Annotated in this window: 19 protein-coding genes; 8 read left to right on the forward strand and 11 right to left on the reverse strand. The window is 49.3% G+C overall.

Features of this window, described 5'->3' with window-relative positions; all coding sequences use genetic code 11:
• Positions 1 to 100 precede the first annotated feature (100 nt).
• The 4 genes from IT774_RS02310 to IT774_RS02325 form a co-directional block, all read right to left on the reverse strand.
• Positions 101 to 508 (reverse strand): ExbD/TolR family protein, encoded by a 408-nt coding sequence (locus IT774_RS02310; protein WP_195811161.1) that lies wholly within the window; start codon positions 506 to 508, stop codon positions 101 to 103.
• A 143-nt stretch (positions 509 to 651) separates the two neighbouring features.
• Complete coding sequence (locus IT774_RS02315; RefSeq protein WP_195811162.1) at positions 652 to 1,440, reverse strand: CLCA_X family protein; 789 nt, start codon at positions 1,438 to 1,440, stop codon at positions 652 to 654.
• Between the two features lie 2 nt (positions 1,441 to 1,442).
• The gene (fldB, locus tag IT774_RS02320) at positions 1,443 to 1,979 is read right to left on the reverse strand and encodes a flavodoxin FldB (RefSeq protein WP_195811163.1); all 537 of its coding nucleotides are present in this window, start codon (positions 1,977 to 1,979) and stop codon (positions 1,443 to 1,445) included.
• 17 nt (positions 1,980 to 1,996) lie between these two features.
• Positions 1,997 to 3,883: a metallophosphoesterase family protein gene (locus IT774_RS02325; protein ID WP_232365092.1), complete on the reverse strand. Its 1,887-nt coding sequence runs from the start codon at positions 3,881 to 3,883 to the stop codon at positions 1,997 to 1,999.
• Positions 3,884 to 4,126: 243 nt separating this feature from the next.
• On the opposite strand from IT774_RS02325, the gene IT774_RS02330 reads away from it, so the two are divergent.
• Positions 4,127 to 5,308, forward strand: a complete 1,182-nt coding sequence (locus IT774_RS02330) for a hypothetical protein (protein ID WP_195811164.1) — start codon at positions 4,127 to 4,129, stop codon at positions 5,306 to 5,308.
• A 41-nt stretch (positions 5,309 to 5,349) separates the two neighbouring features.
• On the opposite strand, the gene msrA is transcribed toward IT774_RS02330, so the two are convergent.
• A complete protein-coding gene (msrA, locus tag IT774_RS02335) occupies positions 5,350 to 5,892 on the reverse strand; it encodes a peptide-methionine (S)-S-oxide reductase MsrA (protein ID WP_195811165.1) in 543 nt (180 codons plus the stop codon).
• Between the two features lie 118 nt (positions 5,893 to 6,010).
• On the opposite strand from msrA, the gene IT774_RS02340 reads away from it, so the two are divergent.
• The 4 genes from IT774_RS02340 (at position 6,011) to IT774_RS02350 (ending at position 8,742) form a co-directional block, all read left to right on the forward strand.
• Complete coding sequence (locus tag IT774_RS02340) at positions 6,011 to 6,391, forward strand: thiol-disulfide oxidoreductase DCC family protein (RefSeq protein ID WP_195811166.1); 381 nt, start codon at positions 6,011 to 6,013, stop codon at positions 6,389 to 6,391.
• Positions 6,388 to 6,606, forward strand: a complete 219-nt coding sequence (locus IT774_RS17855; protein ID WP_332308874.1) for an NAD-dependent epimerase/dehydratase family protein — start codon at positions 6,388 to 6,390, stop codon at positions 6,604 to 6,606. Before IT774_RS02340 ends, IT774_RS17855 begins: the two co-directional genes overlap by 4 nt.
• A gap of 3 nt (positions 6,607 to 6,609) precedes the next feature.
• Positions 6,610 to 7,122 carry an SDR family oxidoreductase gene (locus IT774_RS02345; protein ID WP_332308875.1) on the forward strand — a complete coding sequence of 171 codons (513 nt, stop codon included), beginning with the start codon at positions 6,610 to 6,612 and terminating at the stop codon, positions 7,120 to 7,122.
• Between the two features lie 186 nt (positions 7,123 to 7,308).
• The gene (locus tag IT774_RS02350; RefSeq protein WP_195811167.1) at positions 7,309 to 8,742 is read left to right on the forward strand and encodes a sodium-dependent transporter; all 1,434 of its coding nucleotides are present in this window, start codon (positions 7,309 to 7,311) and stop codon (positions 8,740 to 8,742) included.
• Here the strand turns inward: IT774_RS02350 and IT774_RS02355 are convergent.
• The gene (locus IT774_RS02355; protein WP_195811168.1) at positions 8,739 to 9,551 is read right to left on the reverse strand and encodes an NAD-dependent epimerase/dehydratase family protein; all 813 of its coding nucleotides are present in this window, start codon (positions 9,549 to 9,551) and stop codon (positions 8,739 to 8,741) included. The two genes, IT774_RS02350 and IT774_RS02355, sit on opposite strands and share 4 nt — an antisense overlap.
• Positions 9,552 to 9,607: 56 nt before the next feature.
• On the reverse strand, positions 9,608 to 10,396 hold the full coding sequence (locus IT774_RS02360) for a DUF2884 family protein (protein ID WP_195811169.1): 789 nt from the start codon (positions 10,394 to 10,396) through the stop codon (positions 9,608 to 9,610).
• A 319-nt stretch (positions 10,397 to 10,715) separates the two neighbouring features.
• Between IT774_RS02360 and IT774_RS02365 the strand changes: the two genes are divergently transcribed.
• Positions 10,716 to 10,907: a hypothetical protein gene (locus tag IT774_RS02365; RefSeq protein ID WP_195811170.1), complete on the forward strand. Its 192-nt coding sequence runs from the start codon at positions 10,716 to 10,718 to the stop codon at positions 10,905 to 10,907.
• 41 nt (positions 10,908 to 10,948) lie between these two features.
• Here IT774_RS02365 and IT774_RS02370 read toward each other — a convergent pair whose 3' ends face one another.
• The 3 genes from IT774_RS02370 to IT774_RS02380 are packed head-to-tail and all read right to left on the reverse strand — an operon-like array spanning position 10,949 to position 14,048.
• Positions 10,949 to 12,244 carry a mechanosensitive ion channel family protein gene (locus tag IT774_RS02370; RefSeq protein WP_232365093.1) on the reverse strand — a complete coding sequence of 432 codons (1,296 nt, stop codon included), beginning with the start codon at positions 12,242 to 12,244 and terminating at the stop codon, positions 10,949 to 10,951.
• Positions 12,244 to 13,137 (reverse strand): acyltransferase, encoded by an 894-nt coding sequence (locus tag IT774_RS02375; protein ID WP_195811171.1) that lies wholly within the window; start codon positions 13,135 to 13,137, stop codon positions 12,244 to 12,246. The genes IT774_RS02370 and IT774_RS02375 overlap by 1 nt, the downstream gene beginning before the upstream one ends.
• Positions 13,134 to 14,048, reverse strand: a complete 915-nt coding sequence (locus IT774_RS02380; protein ID WP_195811172.1) for an acyltransferase — start codon at positions 14,046 to 14,048, stop codon at positions 13,134 to 13,136. Before IT774_RS02380 ends, IT774_RS02375 begins: the two co-directional genes overlap by 4 nt.
• A gap of 105 nt (positions 14,049 to 14,153) precedes the next feature.
• Between IT774_RS02380 and IT774_RS02385 the strand changes: the two genes are divergently transcribed.
• Entirely contained in the window at positions 14,154 to 15,293 is a 1,140-nt protein-coding gene (locus IT774_RS02385) for an S-(hydroxymethyl)glutathione dehydrogenase/class III alcohol dehydrogenase (protein WP_269749785.1), read from the forward strand.
• A 5-nt stretch (positions 15,294 to 15,298) separates the two neighbouring features.
• Positions 15,299 to 16,135 (forward strand): S-formylglutathione hydrolase, encoded by an 837-nt coding sequence (gene fghA / locus IT774_RS02390; protein ID WP_195811173.1) that lies wholly within the window; start codon positions 15,299 to 15,301, stop codon positions 16,133 to 16,135.
• A gap of 109 nt (positions 16,136 to 16,244) precedes the next feature.
• On the opposite strand, the gene IT774_RS02395 is transcribed toward fghA, so the two are convergent.
• On the reverse strand, positions 16,245 to 16,736 hold the full coding sequence (locus IT774_RS02395) for a hypothetical protein (RefSeq protein WP_195811174.1): 492 nt from the start codon (positions 16,734 to 16,736) through the stop codon (positions 16,245 to 16,247).
• Between the last annotated feature and the right edge of the window lie 49 nt (positions 16,737 to 16,785).

A 16,785-nucleotide genomic window follows, 5' to 3' on the forward strand; every position in this document is an offset into this window, starting at 1 on the left:
CTTGAATTTTAAGCTTTTAACCCGGCGAAAGCTACTTTTCAGACATAAAAAAACGCAGCACAAAGCTGCGTTTTTCATTATCTTTTGGCAATCTGGGGTATTAACCCTTTTTCACCAGTACCGATACTTTATCAATACCTGCAATTTTTACCTGGTTCATCACTTCGACAACCACACCTTCTTCAGTGTTTTCGTCGGCCTGGATAGCAGCCGTGTCGGTATTGTTTTCAGCCAGATAAGTTTGGGCATTAGCAACTACCCGACGGATGTCGACTTCACGACCACCCATCATAATCTTACCGGTTTCATCAATACGAATAGACAGCGCTTTAGACGGCTGATTATTGTTAGACTGATTGTCTTCAGGACGGCTTACGTCAAGGCTTTTTTCTTTAACGAAAGACGTGGTAACAATGAAGAAGATCAACATGATGAACACAATGTCCAACATGGGAGTCATGTCAACCTGAGCCTCGTCCTCAGCAGATGTATGCTTTTTTCTTTTCATCTTGTATTCTTTCTTCTCTAAAGTTCGAGCGCAATAGTATACCGCTTGTAATAAAAATATACAGTTTTTTCATCACGCAGTGTGCGCCGGTTCAACACTTATTGTGGCCGACTGGCCAGGCTGTGCGCCTTTAAAATGCACGTTCAGGCCATTTTCTGGCTCAGCGCTTTACCCAGCACCGTGAAGTATTTCATTAACTGCTGGTTAACCTGAGTACGCAAATTACCATGAGGATAAATACCAAGTCTAGCCTCAGTCGATTTTTTTGTACCTTGCACCAGGAAGGCGTTTTTCAGGATTTGATCCTGTATACAGGCTTCAAACGCCCGCGCGGCCATCTCCTGAGGCATGGCATAGTAATACATTTTTAAGGCGCGATCAGCCTCGATCGAGGTTTTCAGATAGGATCCTGGCGATCTATCGGTATCCAGAAACAGCATTTCAAAAAACTGACACAACAAGGTATTTAATGGGTGAGCGATGGGCTCGGCATCATCCAGCCAGGCCTGCGAAGCAAAATGACCAAAATCCAGCCCCTTAAACACTTTACCCGCAATATAATGATCAAAGGCGTGAAACCACTCATGGGCCAGAGCCCCTCCACCGGCATTTTTGGCCAGCGCCAGCTGGCGTTTGGTGCTGTTGTAATGGGCACTGCTGTGCTTTTGACCACCGGTGCCAAAAGCCAGCGACAATGAGCCATTGAGGGAAATGACCGGTTCGTTGACCTGTAAAATGGTCATCAGATCATACAGTGCATCGAAAAACAGGTTGGCAGCCAGCTGCTGTTCGCCAGCAGTTACCCAGCGCCCGATGGTGATGCTGGAAAAGTTGAATAACTTGCGGATATCCTGAAAGCTGACATCGGCGCCATCACGATGGGATGGGCCGTTGCGATAAAACTGTTGATGCAGGCGACCCGCTCCGGCCATGGCTAGCTAAGCTCTTCAAGCAGTTGCAGGCACCATTTCTCAATGCGCTCATCGGTAACATCGTATTGATTTTCATCATCCAGACTTAATCCCACAAACTGAGTTTTATCTTCAGTCAGTGCTTTAGAGGCAGTAAACTCGTACCCCTGATTGGGCCAATAACCGATGATATGGCATTGGGCCGGCACAATGGCGTCATGCAGCATGCCCAACGCATCCTGGAACCAGTCGGCATAGCCAATCTGATCGCCTAAGCCGAATAATGCGATGGTTTTGTTCTGCAAAGCCAGTTGATAAACGTCTTCCCAGTGGGACTCCCAGTCTTCCTGAAGTTCACCAAAATCCCAGGTAGAGATGCCAAAAATCAGAATATCGAATTCTTCAGCACGCTTTAGTGACTCGTCCTTAATATTGTGCAGACTCACCACCTGCTCATCGAACAAGCTATTGAGTTGCGCCTGAATTTTTTCAGCCGCCATCTCGGTATAACAGGTGGTCGACCCATAAAACAGGCCTATAGACAGGGCAGATTCACTCATTTTCTTACCTTTTTTGTTTAGTCTTGCTGCTGTGCCGGGAATTCTATCGTTTGTTGGTCTGCACACAAAGCTTTGCACACCACCTTTTCGGCATCAGCATCTATGATCAACTGACCTACTGCACTTTGATTGAGCAGTGTTTTGGCTTTGTGTTTGGGTACGGGTCGGGCGGTCACCGACATATTCCGGCGCCGTGTGAACACATTCAATACCGAATCCGGGCTGTATAGATAGCGGTTCAGACGCTCTAGCTTTTTCAGTAGTTTATCCGGGAAGGTATTTTTCAGGCCGCTGCAGGTGAACTGGGTAATATGCGGGCTGTTGCGTTTAAAACGAAGGCGGACATCATAAACAAATGAATAATGCACATCACCTGACAAAATAATGAATTCCGGTGGCGTACGATAATGTCTGAAAATATTCAGCATGACGTGCGCGGTGCCGCGATGGGCCATCCAGTTTTCAGCGTCTACGGTCAAAGCCTGGCCAAAAAAGGTAAACAGCTTTTGAATGGTTTCAATAAATTTGACCCCATAAATAGGGGCCGCAGAAACCACGATCACTGCCTTTTTACCAATAATGTCTTGCTGAAATTCGCATAGGGCTTCCCAGTCCATCAGACCCGATGGCTTATTTGGATTGGTTTCAGAGCGCCATCGGCGCGTGCGGGTATCCAGCACACACACCGGTGGATTGGTATCCAGGGTAAAATGCCACTGTTCAAAGTCCAGTAAGGTATCAATAAAATCATCATGATGGCACAGACCGTTCGGGGTCAGTACCGATTGGGCCTGGGCCAGAATATCAGTAAACACGCCGGGCTGATTACCCCAGCCCTGGCACAACCAGTAACCCATTAAAGCATTGCCCACCATCCGACGGGACAGGGGGTGGCCATACACCTCTTCCTCCCAGCCCCGGGTGAGATTCCAGTCATCGGTAACATCATGATCATCAAAAATCATATAGACAGGAAGATGGGCCATGGCCCGGCGCACTGAAGTCAGCGATGACACAAAGTGCTCCAGGGCCTGCTGCTCGGTTTTAAACTGCGCCTGATACTGGCTATTGACTTCACCGGCATTCAGCGACACCAGCTGCCACGGGGTGTCAGACCACACCAACAGATACATAGCCATTATCTCGGCAAAACTGACTAAATGATTGTGGGCATTTACCGAGGTGAAAATAGGCTTTTCTTTAGCACTGAAAAATAACTTGGCCAGGGGCGAATTGACCTCAGTCTGCGGCAGTATTTGTTCCCGTTCATAAAAATTATGGGGATGGCCCACCAATTCGCTGCCGTTGCTGATAACCGCACCTTCCAGGCTTTCATCAAACAGCCCCAACCGGGTGCTGAGCTGTTGTATGGCCTGGAGCATGGGGCCGGCCACATCATCGGTATAAACCTGATCGCCAGACATGATCAGCATATCCGGACGCCGCTGCTGCTTGGAAAATTCTTCGGCGATACAGGTATCCACCCGTTGCAAAGCATCGTCGACCGGATGATGGGGCTTGCGACACGATCCGTGTAGCACGTTGCTCAGCTGGGTTTGAAAACAAAAGCTGAAGGTTTGCTGGTCGGCATAAAAAAGGTCAGCGGCGGTCTGCTGCCACTGCTGCTGCATAGCGGCATCGGCAAAAGCGAGGGAGTAATGGTAGACCGTACCAGGGCTTAATGGCTGCTGCGGGCTCACCTGCAATAAATGGACAAACGCATGGGTACCAACCGTGATGGTATCGGTATGCACTTGTATGGCCACTGGTTGGGTCTGTTCTATGGTGATATCGGGCGGCTCGGCGCAGGAAGTCACAAGCCACACGGTGACAGTATGAGCATCGATATGGCGCAATATCGGTCCGGCCAGCACGCCGGGCAGACTTTGTTGTGAAATAACCAACCCCTTTGGTATCAGGAAGGGCCATGCCAGGACAGCCCTTACATTTATTGAGGACACTACCATACCGGGATCTACTCGCTGACGGTAGCAGGAGCTCTTTATTATGGGGTAAGCGTGACAGGCTACACACCAAAAAAGTGCAACAATTTATAACCGTAGGGTCTGTGGCTTGCCTAAGTGAATCAGGGCAAGATAAGATACCGGGTGAATTAGTAGTACTACATTTAACCGGCGAAGGATTTTATGAAGCAACTGGTACTGATGGTAGCGGCTCTGACCGCAGGATTAAGCGGGTGTTCTGAACCATCCCCTGCGGACTCGGCCAGCGACAATCCGGCGCCTGAAGCACAGGTGGTCTCAGTCAAAGGCCAGTGGCTCACCGAAGCGGATGGCAGTATTGCCACCGACCCGCAGCCTTCGGGGTTATCGTCGTGGCAGAATCAACTGGTCACCATCTCCGATGGCAGTGCCGATAGCTCTCAGCAACGGCAGTTGCATATTATCGATCCGACCACCGCCAAACTGGCGCCGAAAACCGCTAAAATGCGTTTAGGTAGCCGGGTTCGTCGCAGTTGTTTTGCGGCTTACCTGGGCAGTGAACCGGATCTTGAGGCGCTGATTGCCGATCCCATCGATCCGGAAGTATTTTATACGGTCACCGAAGATGCCACCCGCACCGGCGCCTTGTCTTCACGTTGCCAAAAACGCTACAGCGACTCCGGATCCACGGATTATCCTACGTTGTTGCTGCGCCTGGAGCGGTTAGATGATGGTGATATTCTGATGACCCGGGTGCGGCCTCTGCAGTTTAAATCAGCACAGGCCGTTGGCGACTTTCCGAATGACGGCGTTGAAGGCATGGCCCTGGGGGAAAATGGGCGTTTGTATCTGGGGCTGGAAAAAGACAAAGCCGGGAAGCCCAGAATTTTTTCGGTGGATATGACCGACGGTTTTTGGGAAACCACTGACTTTGCCCCGGTGTCGGAGCCGGCTCTGCAGTTACCCCAACTGCACGAGGGCTCGCACCCCATTAATGCTCTGGAATATTATATTCATCCTGAGACAAACCAGCCGTATCTGCTGGCCATCGCCCGCAATGATAATGAATTGTGGGTGATAGACGCTACCGGCGAGCGGCCTGCCCGCCAGATAAAAATGGACTTTCTGGCGCCGGCCGGCGGTGAGCAGTGCAGCGCTTATGAACGCATGGACAATGCCTCAATTGAAGGTGTTACTGTGGTAGATGGCACGTTGTGGATGATCAACGATCCGTGGAAGGTGAACTATTTGAAAAACATTCAGTGTCAGAGTAATCAGGCCAATTACGAGGCGATGGCAGCATTATTATTCAGCACCCCGTTACAAAATAGCTGGTTTGCCGGGGACCCCGAAAACAATGAGGCTAGCGAGAAGATAACCGATTAAGGCAGCGTGTCAGACACACCCTGCCTTTGGTTTAACCAGACTCAATCTTTGCGCAAACGCGACGCAAAGGTTTTTTTGAACTTTGCCAGCTTCGGGGCCAGCACCATCGCGCAATACTGGTTTTGCGGATTGTTGGTAAAATAATCCTGATGATACTCTTCGGCATCATGATAATTATTTAATGCCGTGATTTCGGTCACAATCGGATCCGGCCAGACTTCATCCTTAGTCATTTCACTGATGATCTGCTCGGCTTGGGCTTTTTGCTCATCATTATGATAAAACACGGCACTGCGATACTGAGTGCCCACATCGTTACCCTGACGATTCAGCTGCGTCGGATCATGCAGCGCAAACAGAATTTCCAGAATTTCGCGGTAACTTATTGTATCTGCATCAAATTCTACTTTGACGACTTCAACATGACCGGTATCACCTTTACATACTGCCTCGTACGATGGATCGCCAGTCTGCCCTCCGGCATATCCCGACGTGGCCTTAATAACGCCTTCGATTTTGTTAAACGCTGATTCAATACACCAGAAGCAGCCGCCACCGACCGTCGCGGTTTGGATATTTGCCATACATTTCTCCCATCTTGATTGACATAAAAGGTGGGTGCGCCATCGCTTTACTTCAAGTCATCCGCAGGAATATTTTTAACGTACACAGTTATTGAATTTCAATGACATTGCAGGGTGTATGATAATTTTTTACGACGGCCATTGTCCTTTGTGCCGCAAAGAGATGATGCACCTGAAACATTACGATAAAAGCCACGCTATTCAGTTTGAAGATATTCAGCAGGATAATTTCAGCCAACGATTTAATGAGCTGGACTGGAATGAATTAAATAACCGCATTCATGTGCAGCAGGACGACGGCAGTTTGCTTAGCGGGCTGGATGCGACCCATGCGGCCTGGAAGGCGGTAGGTAAAGGCTGGCTGTATGCTCCATTGCGCTGGCCTCTGATCCGGCCGGTGGCCAATACCGCGTATACGCTATTCGCCAAACACCGCTATAAAATTTCGTACTGGCTAACCGGCAAACAGCGCGGTTGTGATAAGGATTGCAATTTATGAACGATGTCATCGTCGTGATTGGGGCCGGCGGGGGCATCGGTCAGGCGCTAACCCGTCAATTGGCCAGGCAGAATCCGCACACCACCGTCTATGCATTATCCCGTAAGGGGCAAACGTTTCCAGAGGCGGATAACATCGTGGCCCGGGCGCTGGAGACCGGCGAGGATGCCGCCATCAAGGCGTTTTGTCAGCAGCTTCGTGAGCACGATGAGTAGGTTGTGACCGCTATTTGTACCATCGGCACATTGCATAGTCGCGTCGATGGTCTGGAGCTGGCCCCGGAGAAAAAGCTTGAAGACCTTCAGCAACAACAGCTACAGGCCTATTTTAAGGTAAACAGTATCATTCCGGCTTTATGGCTAAAGCATCTGGTGCGGGTGATGAGCCCTAATCCCAGTCAGGTAGTCTGTCTTAGCGCCAGGGTTGGCAGCATCAGCGACAACCGTATTGGTGGCTGGTATGGCTACCGCGCCTCTAAAGCGGCACTGAATATGCTGGTGAAAACCGCCGCAGTGGAATATGGGCGGCGCGCCAAATCCACCAGTTTGCTGTGTTATCACCCCGGCACCGTAGATACCTCGTTATCAGAGCCTTTTCAGCATAACGTCAAACCTGAAAAATTGTTTACGCCTGAGTTTACGGCGCAGCAGCTAATAGCTGCACTGGCTACCCTTGATAGCGACCAAAGCCCTTACTTTCTTGACTGGGGTCACAAAGTGGTAAGCTGGTGATACGCCCAACGCCAGTCAGTTACGCTTAAATTCAAGACTTTTGTTAACACTGCTGTTACCATTTTGGCCAAACGGTGACACAGCCGCGGTGTTAGCGCATGTCAATGCGATGACCCCACAGCTGCCAATAAAAAATAGTTGCCGGAATAACACAATAAAACAACAATAAGTTGAGGGGAAGCTGGTATGAGCGGGGCCAGAGAACAGTTCGGAACGCGCATCGGATTTATTCTTGCGGCGGCGGGATCTGCCGTGGGGATCGGAAACCTGGTTGGGTTTCCGGTCGGCGCAGCCAAAAATGGCGGTGGCGCTTTTCTTTTGATGTACGCCATTTTTGTATTTGCCATTTGTCTCCCGGTGATGCTGGCCGAGATGACAGTGGGCCGTCGCGCCCGCAAAGATCCACTGGGCACTTACCGGGAGCTTAGTAACAACTCGGGCGGCTGGAAACTGGCCGGCTGGTTGTCTATCCTCACGCCCTTTATGATTGCCGTGTTTTATCTGGTCATTACCGTCTGGATTTTTGGCTATTTGTTTGAAGCGGTCACCGGCGATCTGGATGTGCTGGCGAACCCTGATACCTTCAACACCTTTATTAATTCACCTAAAGTCTTTTTGTACATGGCCGGGGTCTCGGCCATTGTGTATCTGATTTTGCAGGGCGGGGTTAAAGAAGGGATCGAAAAGGCGGCGAAGCTCCTGATGCCATCGCTTTTTTTGATGCTGCTGATACTGGTGGTGTTTGTACTTACCCGTGAAAACGCCATGGCCGGGGTAAAGTTTTACCTGATACCGGACTTTAGCAAGCTAACCGCTTCGGTGATCAACGGCGCGCTGTCTCAGGCATTCTTCTCGCTGTCGTTGGGGATGGGGATTTTAATCACCTACGGTAGCTATATATCTAAAGATGCTGATGTGCCAAATTCTGCCAAGCTGGTGGCCATTACCGATACCGCGGTGGCATTTACGGCCGGGTTACTGATACTGCCCGCTATTTTTTCGTTTAACCCTGACACCAATCCGGCGGAGTTAAGCGAATCATCGATTGGCATGATCTTCACCTTTTTGCCAAAAATATTCTTAGCGCTGCAAACCAGTATTGGCTATATAGGCGCGTCAATGGTTGCCAGCCTGTTCTTTCTACTGGTGTTTTTTGCGGCCATCACCTCGCTGGTCTCTATCTTTGAAGTGCCGGTAGCGGCACTGATGGAAGAAAAAGATGTGAGCCGTAAAAAAGCGCTGGTGATGCTGGGGCTGATATTGATTGCCCTTGGTGGATTCTGTGCGCTGTCTTTTGGTTTTGTTGAGTTTTTCACCAGCTTTACCCACTATGCAGGGGCCGATAAATCATTTTTCGATGTGGTGTATGATGTGTTCTATGACACCATATTACCCCTCAATGGTTTCCTGATCTGTATTTTTGTCATCTATCGCTGGAAGCGTCACAACCTGAATGAGGCTTTAGAAGAAGGGGCGCCAAACTACAAAGGCAGTCTGTTCGCCCGCTATGTAAATATGTCCCTGGGTACCTTTATTCCGGTGATCCTGGCGGTCATCTTTATTAATACGGTATGCCTGAAGTACTTTGGCTTTTCATTGTACTCGCTGGTGTCCGGTTAAAGCATATCGTAGGGGTCGGCATAGATGGGTGCCACCCCTAGCTGCTTCCAGCTATGTTGCGCATCAATGCGTTTGCCGGAAGCGGGCAGGGTATCAAAATCAAAATTAAATACGGGGGCCTCGAGCCCCTTTTTTTGTGCACTGGTATTGTAGAAATGTCCCCGCTTGGGGTGTTTAAGCGCGCACAGATGCAACGCCGCACCGGTAATCGGAGTTTTCAGTAAACTCAGAATCGCCTGGCAAACATCAGCCTCATGGACCAGATTGACCACCTGTTCCCCTTTATCCAGGCTGCGACCACTTAAAAAATGTATCGGATGACGATCAGCGCCAATCAGGCCAGCCAGCCTTATTACCACAGATTTGTTGGCGTAATGCTGTTGCAGATAGTCTTCTATTTCAACATGAGCGCTACCTGAAGCCGTCACTGGCTGGCGAGCAGTTTGTTCAGTAATGGTGCTGTTCTGGTCGCCATACACAGCAGTGGTGCTGATGAAAATAAGGTAGGTACTTCCGGCGGCAAAAAACGCATCAATTAATGTTTTCATGTTATCGACAAAGGCCGGATCAAGAGGCTTTTTGCGAGCGCCAGGGGGGATATTCAAAATAACCGGGCTGGCGCCATTGGTGCGGCTGAGTGCTTGGGGGTCATCTCCTAGCAAATAACAATGAGGCAATACCTGGAGCTGACTTAACCGGGCCGCGTTATCAGCGCTGCGGGTGGTACCCAGCACCTGATACTCAGACGGCAAGCGGCGTACCAGGTGCTGACCCAGCCAGCCGCAGCCACATAATGTCAAATTAGTCATCGTTATCGCGTCGTTGATAAAACACTACGCTATCCTACCACGCTATGTTGGCCGCTTTACATTTTTGACGAGTCAGACTTAACATTGAGTATATTAAACTGCTCCAGGCCGGTGACATGATCCTGAAGTTTGTTTTCGTAGTGGTCGGCCTGATACAAAATTTCACATAAGTCTTCAGCTTTGGTTTCGATAGCGTCAGCCTGACCTTCTATGCGCTGCTCCATATCTTCGCCAAAGGCTTCCATCCGTTCCCCAAAATCTTCCATGCTTTCCTCACCACTGAGCATTTGGGCGCCCAGGCTCATCAATATACGGCCGGTCGCACGCTCCGCCAAATCTTCGATACGTTGTTCAAATTCGCTGGCCCAGGCTTGCCCGGTCCACCCTGACTCTTTTGTATCGTGGCGGGTGATTTTAAAATGGCCGTCTTTAGACTCGAATTTTTGCTTCAGTTCGCTACGCATATCATCAAAAGCTGTCTGAAAATCTTGAATCAGTTCATCATCTTCTCCCAGCAGCTGTCCGAAGGTTTCGATAAGGGCACTGTTGGCCAGAGATAACGCATCAGACGCAAGCGTCATGGTCAGGGGCACGGCTTCACTAATCGAATCGTAATAGCCGCTTACCCACTCCTGTTGTCTGGCCGTCAGTGACACCGCTTCGCGATTGATGGTCAGGTCATGATCCTTACTGATGGTAACCACATCGCCATTGGTTTGGGTCAGGGTTAACAAGGTGGGGGTGTATTCAAGATCGCCGTTGATATTGATATCACAGTCGGTATCACTGTGAGCCAGCACCGATGACGTGGTGAGCAACAATAAAGCAATAGCCGTCAGTTTCATGATAATTCCTTGTTATAGATAAACAGTTATAACCGATAGAGCACCCACCGTGCCACTTAGAAATAACTATTAATAATCAATAGATTAGTCAGATTTATTGAGTTAAGCAGGACGCCTGGTGCGGTATTTTTCGTCAGATAGGCTAAAATGTGGCAAATCCCACACCCACCAGGACTAAAGAAGGGGTGTTGATTATTGTGCGGTTAAAATAGGCTTTTTGGTGGGCCTCATGCATAATAAAGCAACAAAATGAACAGGTTGACTGTCGGGGTTTATCCATAGACGCCGGCAAATTGATGTAGCTTATAGAGGATTTATCATGGGCGAATGGCTTTCAGCACTGGGTTTTGGGATTGGATTAGTCGCATTTGTGTTGGGTGCGACCAGTATCATCATGGGGTTTAGCACCACAGAATCCGGCAATATCGGGATGCAAAAAAAAATCGAGTACGGCTTCTTTGGGGTCACCGGCCTGGTTTTGTGCCTGCTGATGGGCTACGCTCTGGCGTAACCCACTCTACGCAGCCCTGGTAGCAGGCTGTTACCGGACGGTTATGACGTGCCCGCCGGTAACGTCATGGTGGGTTTTTCAGCGCGATTGGCCACCATAATATGGCTGTCGCGCTGATAGGCGCGCAGGTCAAAGGTGTCGAGCATCGCCAGGACATGATCAAATATCTCTGCCTGCACCGATTCATAATTGGTCCAGGACTTTTCGATACTGAAACAATACAACTCCAGCGGCAGTCCTAGTTCGTTCGGCGGCAGCTGCCGCACCATGTAGGTAAGCGACTGATTTATCTTGGGGTGTTTACTCAAATAATTTTGCAGATAGGCCCGAAAGGTACCGATGTTGGTCAGTCGGCGGCTATTGAGCAAATCGGTCTCATCAATATCATAATCTTTGTGATAGACCCGCAGCTCATTTAATTTTTTATCAATATATTCTGATAAATACCGAATTTTTCCAAAGCGCTCCAGCATCGCGTCATCGCACAATTTAATGGAATGAATATCTATATAAATGGCGCGTTTGATGCGGCGTCCGCCTGACTCCTCCATACCCCGCCAGTTTTTTACGGCTTCGTTAGTTAAGGAGTAAGTCGGCAATGTAGAAATGGTCATATCCCAGTTCTGTACTTTTACATTGGTCAGGCCAATCTCCTGAATTTCACCATCTACCTCGTATTTGGTTAGCTGAATCCAGTCGCCATTTTTAAACATACGGTTGGCGGCAATCTGTATGCCGGCCACAAAACCCAAAATAGTGTCGCGAAAAATCAGCAACAACACAGCTGCCAGTGCGGTCAGACCTGACAATATAAGCAGCGGATTGCGCTCGATAATAATCGAGATACTGAGCAGCAGCACCAGAATAGAAAACATCAGTTTGCCGACCTGAATAAAGCCGGTAATCGAGGCGCGGTTGGCCAGATAGGACGCGTTGTACATATATTCCAGCGTCGATAACAGCGAGAAAATCGTCAGCAGGGCGGTATACATCATATACAGCAAGGATGTTTTCACCAGCAAGCCATGCAGCAGCCCGGTTTCTTCAATTAACACCGGTGTCATTAAATAGATGGTCAGGGCGGGAGCCAGATGGACCAGCCGGGTGAAAAAACCATGTGCCAGAAGCGCATCGTCCCAGCCACTCTTGGTTTTTTTGATGAGTCGCTCAGCATAAAAGTTAACCAGTAACCGCACCACAATATACACCAGCAACGCTATGGTAACGATAACCGCGGCGGCCAACAGCTTGTACATGGTGTCGTCCGGATTTATTGATGGGATCAGCTTTTCAAGAAAAGACTGAAATAACGCCCGGCCAGAATCAGAAAGTTCCACTATTTATTCCCCAACAAAAAAGATATGCGTTGATCTTTTGCTTTCCAAAGACCATTGAGCCAATGCTGAAATTGCGTGCGGTAGGTGTCGTCATTGAAATAGTCACCCTGGGTGTGGGGTGGTACCTCAAGCACATTGACATCGATAATAATATGGCGCATTTGTCCACACAGCATGGCCATCATCGGATGCTTTCGGTTTTCAGGATACACCAATGAAATATCCAGTATATTTGTGAAAAGATCACCCATGGTCGCCAGGGTAAAAGCCACCCCTCCGGCTTTGGGCGGCAGTAAACAGTTAAAGCCACTGTTGCGCATGGCATGTTTGGAAGGAGTAAAACGGGTGCCTTCCACAAAATTAATCACCGTGGTGGGGGAGTGCACAAACTTTTGGCAGTAGCGACGGGTGGTTTCGATATCTTTGCCTTTAAGGTGGGGGTGTTTGGTCACATGCGCGGCGGAGTAACGCCGCATAAAAGGCATATCCAACGCCCAGGCACCCAGGCCTACAAAAGGAAGCCAGATAAGTTCCTTCTTAAGAAAAAACTTGGGTGCGGGAAAGCGCTCACTGGCCAGCTCTATCAGCAAAATAATATCCAGATAACTTAAGTGATTGGCCACAATCAAATACCAGTTGTCCCGGGATACGGGGTCGCTGAACCGGCGCTCAATCACCACCGGATTAAACGCACGAATCAGCCATACACTAACCTTGCCGAAGGTCAGTAAAAAATGCTGCATAAGTATTGCCAGCAACTGCTGAACAGGTGCCACCGGGATCAAAAACCGAATCAGTCCAAAACCGATGATCAGACTGCCCCACAGGGCAAGGTTAACGATTTGGGCACTGATGTGAACAATAAAAATAAACGGAGCTAATACAACTTTCATAGTGGTGTTTGTGTAGAGTTTAACGACGTCAGTAGGTTATCTTTTTGGGTCCAGCGTTGATTCAACCAGGTCTGAAAACGGGCCCGCTGCGCTGGATCTGAAAAATAGGTATCACTGAAAAAGCCGCCTTGGGTGATATCACTGATTGGGGTTACATCGATATGCACCCGCACCTGGCTGACCCGGCCACTCACAAAATCCCAGAAGGACGGTACGCCCTGGGGGTAATCAATGGTGACATCAATCAGTTTATGTAACTTGTCACCCATCGCTGAGAGCACAAAGGCGATCCCTCCGGCCCGCGGTTTTAACAGGTGGGTAAACGGTGACTGCTGTTTTTGATGCTTACATTCAGTGAATCGTGTGCCTTCCACAAAGTTCATGATACTGACCGGCTTATGCTGAAACTTTTCACAGGCCCGGCGCGTGGTTTCCATGTCTTTCCCTTTCATATGGGGATTTTTAGCCAGAAAGTCTTTGGTATAACGGCGCATAAAAGGAAAGTCGAGTGCCCACCAGGCTAACCCCAGCACCGGCACCCAAATCAGTTCTTTTTTAAGAAAAAACTTTAAAAATGGAATTTTGCGATTGAAAACCCGTTGCAACACCAAGATATCAACCCAGGACTGATGATTCGCCGTGACCAAATACCAGTCTTGTGGTGATACCTGGTCTAATCCTGACACCTGCCATCGGGTGCGACTGAAAAGTTGCTGGTTAAAGTAGTTAACACTGATCCACGCCGTAGCACACCCATCGAGCAGGTAAGTGATAAAACGCTGCCAGCCAGACAGCGGAATCAATTTACAGATCGACAATAAAAAAATCGGTGTCGCCCAGAACACCGTATTCACAACATAAAATATAAGTGACAGAGACCCAATCAAATGGTGGCCCAGGTTTTTAAGCATGGCATTTACCTCTAATATTAGATGGTTAGTGTAAACGAGATTGAACTAAAAGCCGATAGAGCCTTTACTGTTAATAACTAAATACATTTTACCGGAGAGCAAAAAATGGAAGGTCAACCGATTACGTGCAAGGCAGCGGTAGCCTGGGAAGCAGGCAAACCGTTATCTATTGAACAAATTGAAGTGGCAGCGCCAAAAGCAGGCGAGGTACGCATCAAAGTACTGGCCAGTGGTGTCTGTCATACCGATGCATTTACCTTATCGGGCGATGATCCTGAAGGCACATTTCCGGCGGTATTAGGCCATGAAGGCGGTGGTGTAGTTGAGTCGGTAGGTGAGGGCGTAACCTCAGTAAAACCAGGCGATCATGTTATTCCTTTGTACACCCCCGAATGTGGTGAGTGTAAATTCTGTAAATCCGGAAAAACCAATCTGTGCGGTAAGATTCGTGAAACCCAGGGTAAAGGCCTGATGCCGGATGGTACTACCCGCTTTACCAAAGATGGTGAGCCAATTTACCACTATATGGGGACCTCCACCTTTTCTGAATACACTGTTCTGCCGGAGATTTCCCTGGCCAAAGTAAACCAGGAAGCCCCGTTAGAAGAAGTTTGTTTGCTAGGGTGCGGTGTCACTACCGGCATCGGGGCGGTGCTTAATACCGCGAAAGTGGAAGAGGGCGCGACGGTTGCTATCTTCGGATTGGGCGGCATCGGGCTGGCCGCGATCATTGGTTCGGAAATGGCCAAAGCCAAGCGCATTATCGCCATTGATATCAATGAAGATAAATTCGAGCTGGCGAAAAAGCTGGGGGCCACCGACTTGGTGAATCCCAAAGACTACGATAAACCGATTCAGGAGGTTATCGTTGAGATGACCGATGGCGGTGTTGATTACTCTTTCGAGTGTATTGGCAATACGGAGGTTATGCGTTCTGCGCTGGAGTGTTGTCATAAAGGCTGGGGTGAGTCGGTTATTATTGGTGTGGCCGGCGCCGGTCAGGAAATTTCAACTCGTCCATTCCAGCTGGTTACCGGTCGGGTCTGGCGTGGCAGCGCCTTTGGTGGCGTTAAAGGACGCTCAGAATTACCCGGTATGGTCGATCAGTATCTCAATGGGGATATTCCGCTGAAAACCTTTATCACCCATACGATGTCGCTGGAAGAAATTAACGATGCGTTTGATTATATGCACGGCGGCGAGAGTATTCGCAGCGTGGTGCATTTTGATGCGCTTAAGGGGTAGTCCAGGTGGAATTAGTAAGCGAAAACCGGGCCTTCGGAGGCACCCATAGCCGCTACAGTCATGCCTCGGCTACGGTAAATTGTGACATGACCTTTGCGGTATTTTTGCCACCCTTTGCCTCGGCGGATAATCCGGTGCCGGTGCTGTACTGGTTATCGGGCCTCACCTGCAATGACGAAAACTTCATGCAAAAAGCAGGGGCAATGAAGCTGGCGGCGCAACTGGGGATGGCGATTGTGGCCCCTGACACCAGTCCCAGGGGCGACCATGTAGCAGATGTCGACAGCTATGATATGGGCAAAGGTGCAGGGTTTTATGTCAACGCAACCCAGTCTCCCTACGCTGAGCATTATCAGATGTATGACTATGTCACCAAAGAGTTACCGGCGCTAATTGAAAGGGAATTTCCGGTGACCCGGGAGCGTGCGATCAGCGGCCATTCTATGGGTGGTCACGGCGCATTGGTGATTGCGCTGCGTAATCCCAAACAGTATGTATCAGTGTCGGCCTTCAGTCCGGTGGCAAATCCGGTGAATTGTCCCTGGGGTAAGCAGGCATTTAGTGCCTACCTGGGCGATAATGAACAAGATTGGCGAGGGTATGATGCGTCGGTGCTGCTGGCCGAAAAGCAACATTACATCCCGATGCTGGTAGAGCAGGGCCGAAGCGATCAGTTTTTAACTGAACAGCTCAAGCCGGAGGCTCTGATCAGCGCCGCGCAACAATCAGATACTCAGCTGACCCTCAATATGCATGAAGGCTATGATCATAGTTATTTCTTCATCGCCTCGTTTATTGATGAGCATCTGCAGTTTCATGCGGCCAATCTGGGGTTGATATAACCGCGTTTGGCGCGGCAAGATAAAAAAAGGTGAGCTACTGGCTCACCTTTTTTTGTTATTTTATGTTGGTTTGGGCGCGCCGGCCACTCAACCTTTAAAAGCAAGACAATCAGGCAATAGCCCGGCTTAGCGAGATCCACTGCGCCCGGCGCAACGCGACCGAACGGCTGATGGGCCAGGACATCTTCACAAAATGGTGGGTTTTAACCTTCGCCAGCCGTGAAAATGAATAGTCCGTGGGCAACCCGGCGGCATGCAAAAAATGACTGACCATGTGCTGGTAGTCTTGTTTGTAGGCAGCAAACTTCTCACTCATCAACAGACTGTAAGCCTTTAATGCAATGGCCTCATTAGCACGCTTTACCCTGGCCCCGGCCCCCACAATGAGCAGGATCAGGCAAGTAAGCCCCAATACATTAGGTAAAGTGGCGATGGCACTCAAGGTCGGATACACGCTTAGTTTACGTGCATATAGCTGATCAAAATTTTCGTAGGTGCTGTAACTTAGGGTCAGAATCAGCAATACACTGCCAATGACCACCCACGTCAACAGTTTCAGGCTTTGCTCCCGAAAATAAACGGCTTCTTCAAGTTCACTCATGATCTGGGCCTGATAAGGGTCACAATTTATATTATGCTAGCGCGATCAA

Source organism: Salinimonas marina, from assembly GCF_015644725.1.
In the GTDB taxonomy this organism is placed as follows: domain Bacteria; phylum Pseudomonadota; class Gammaproteobacteria; order Enterobacterales; family Alteromonadaceae; genus Alteromonas.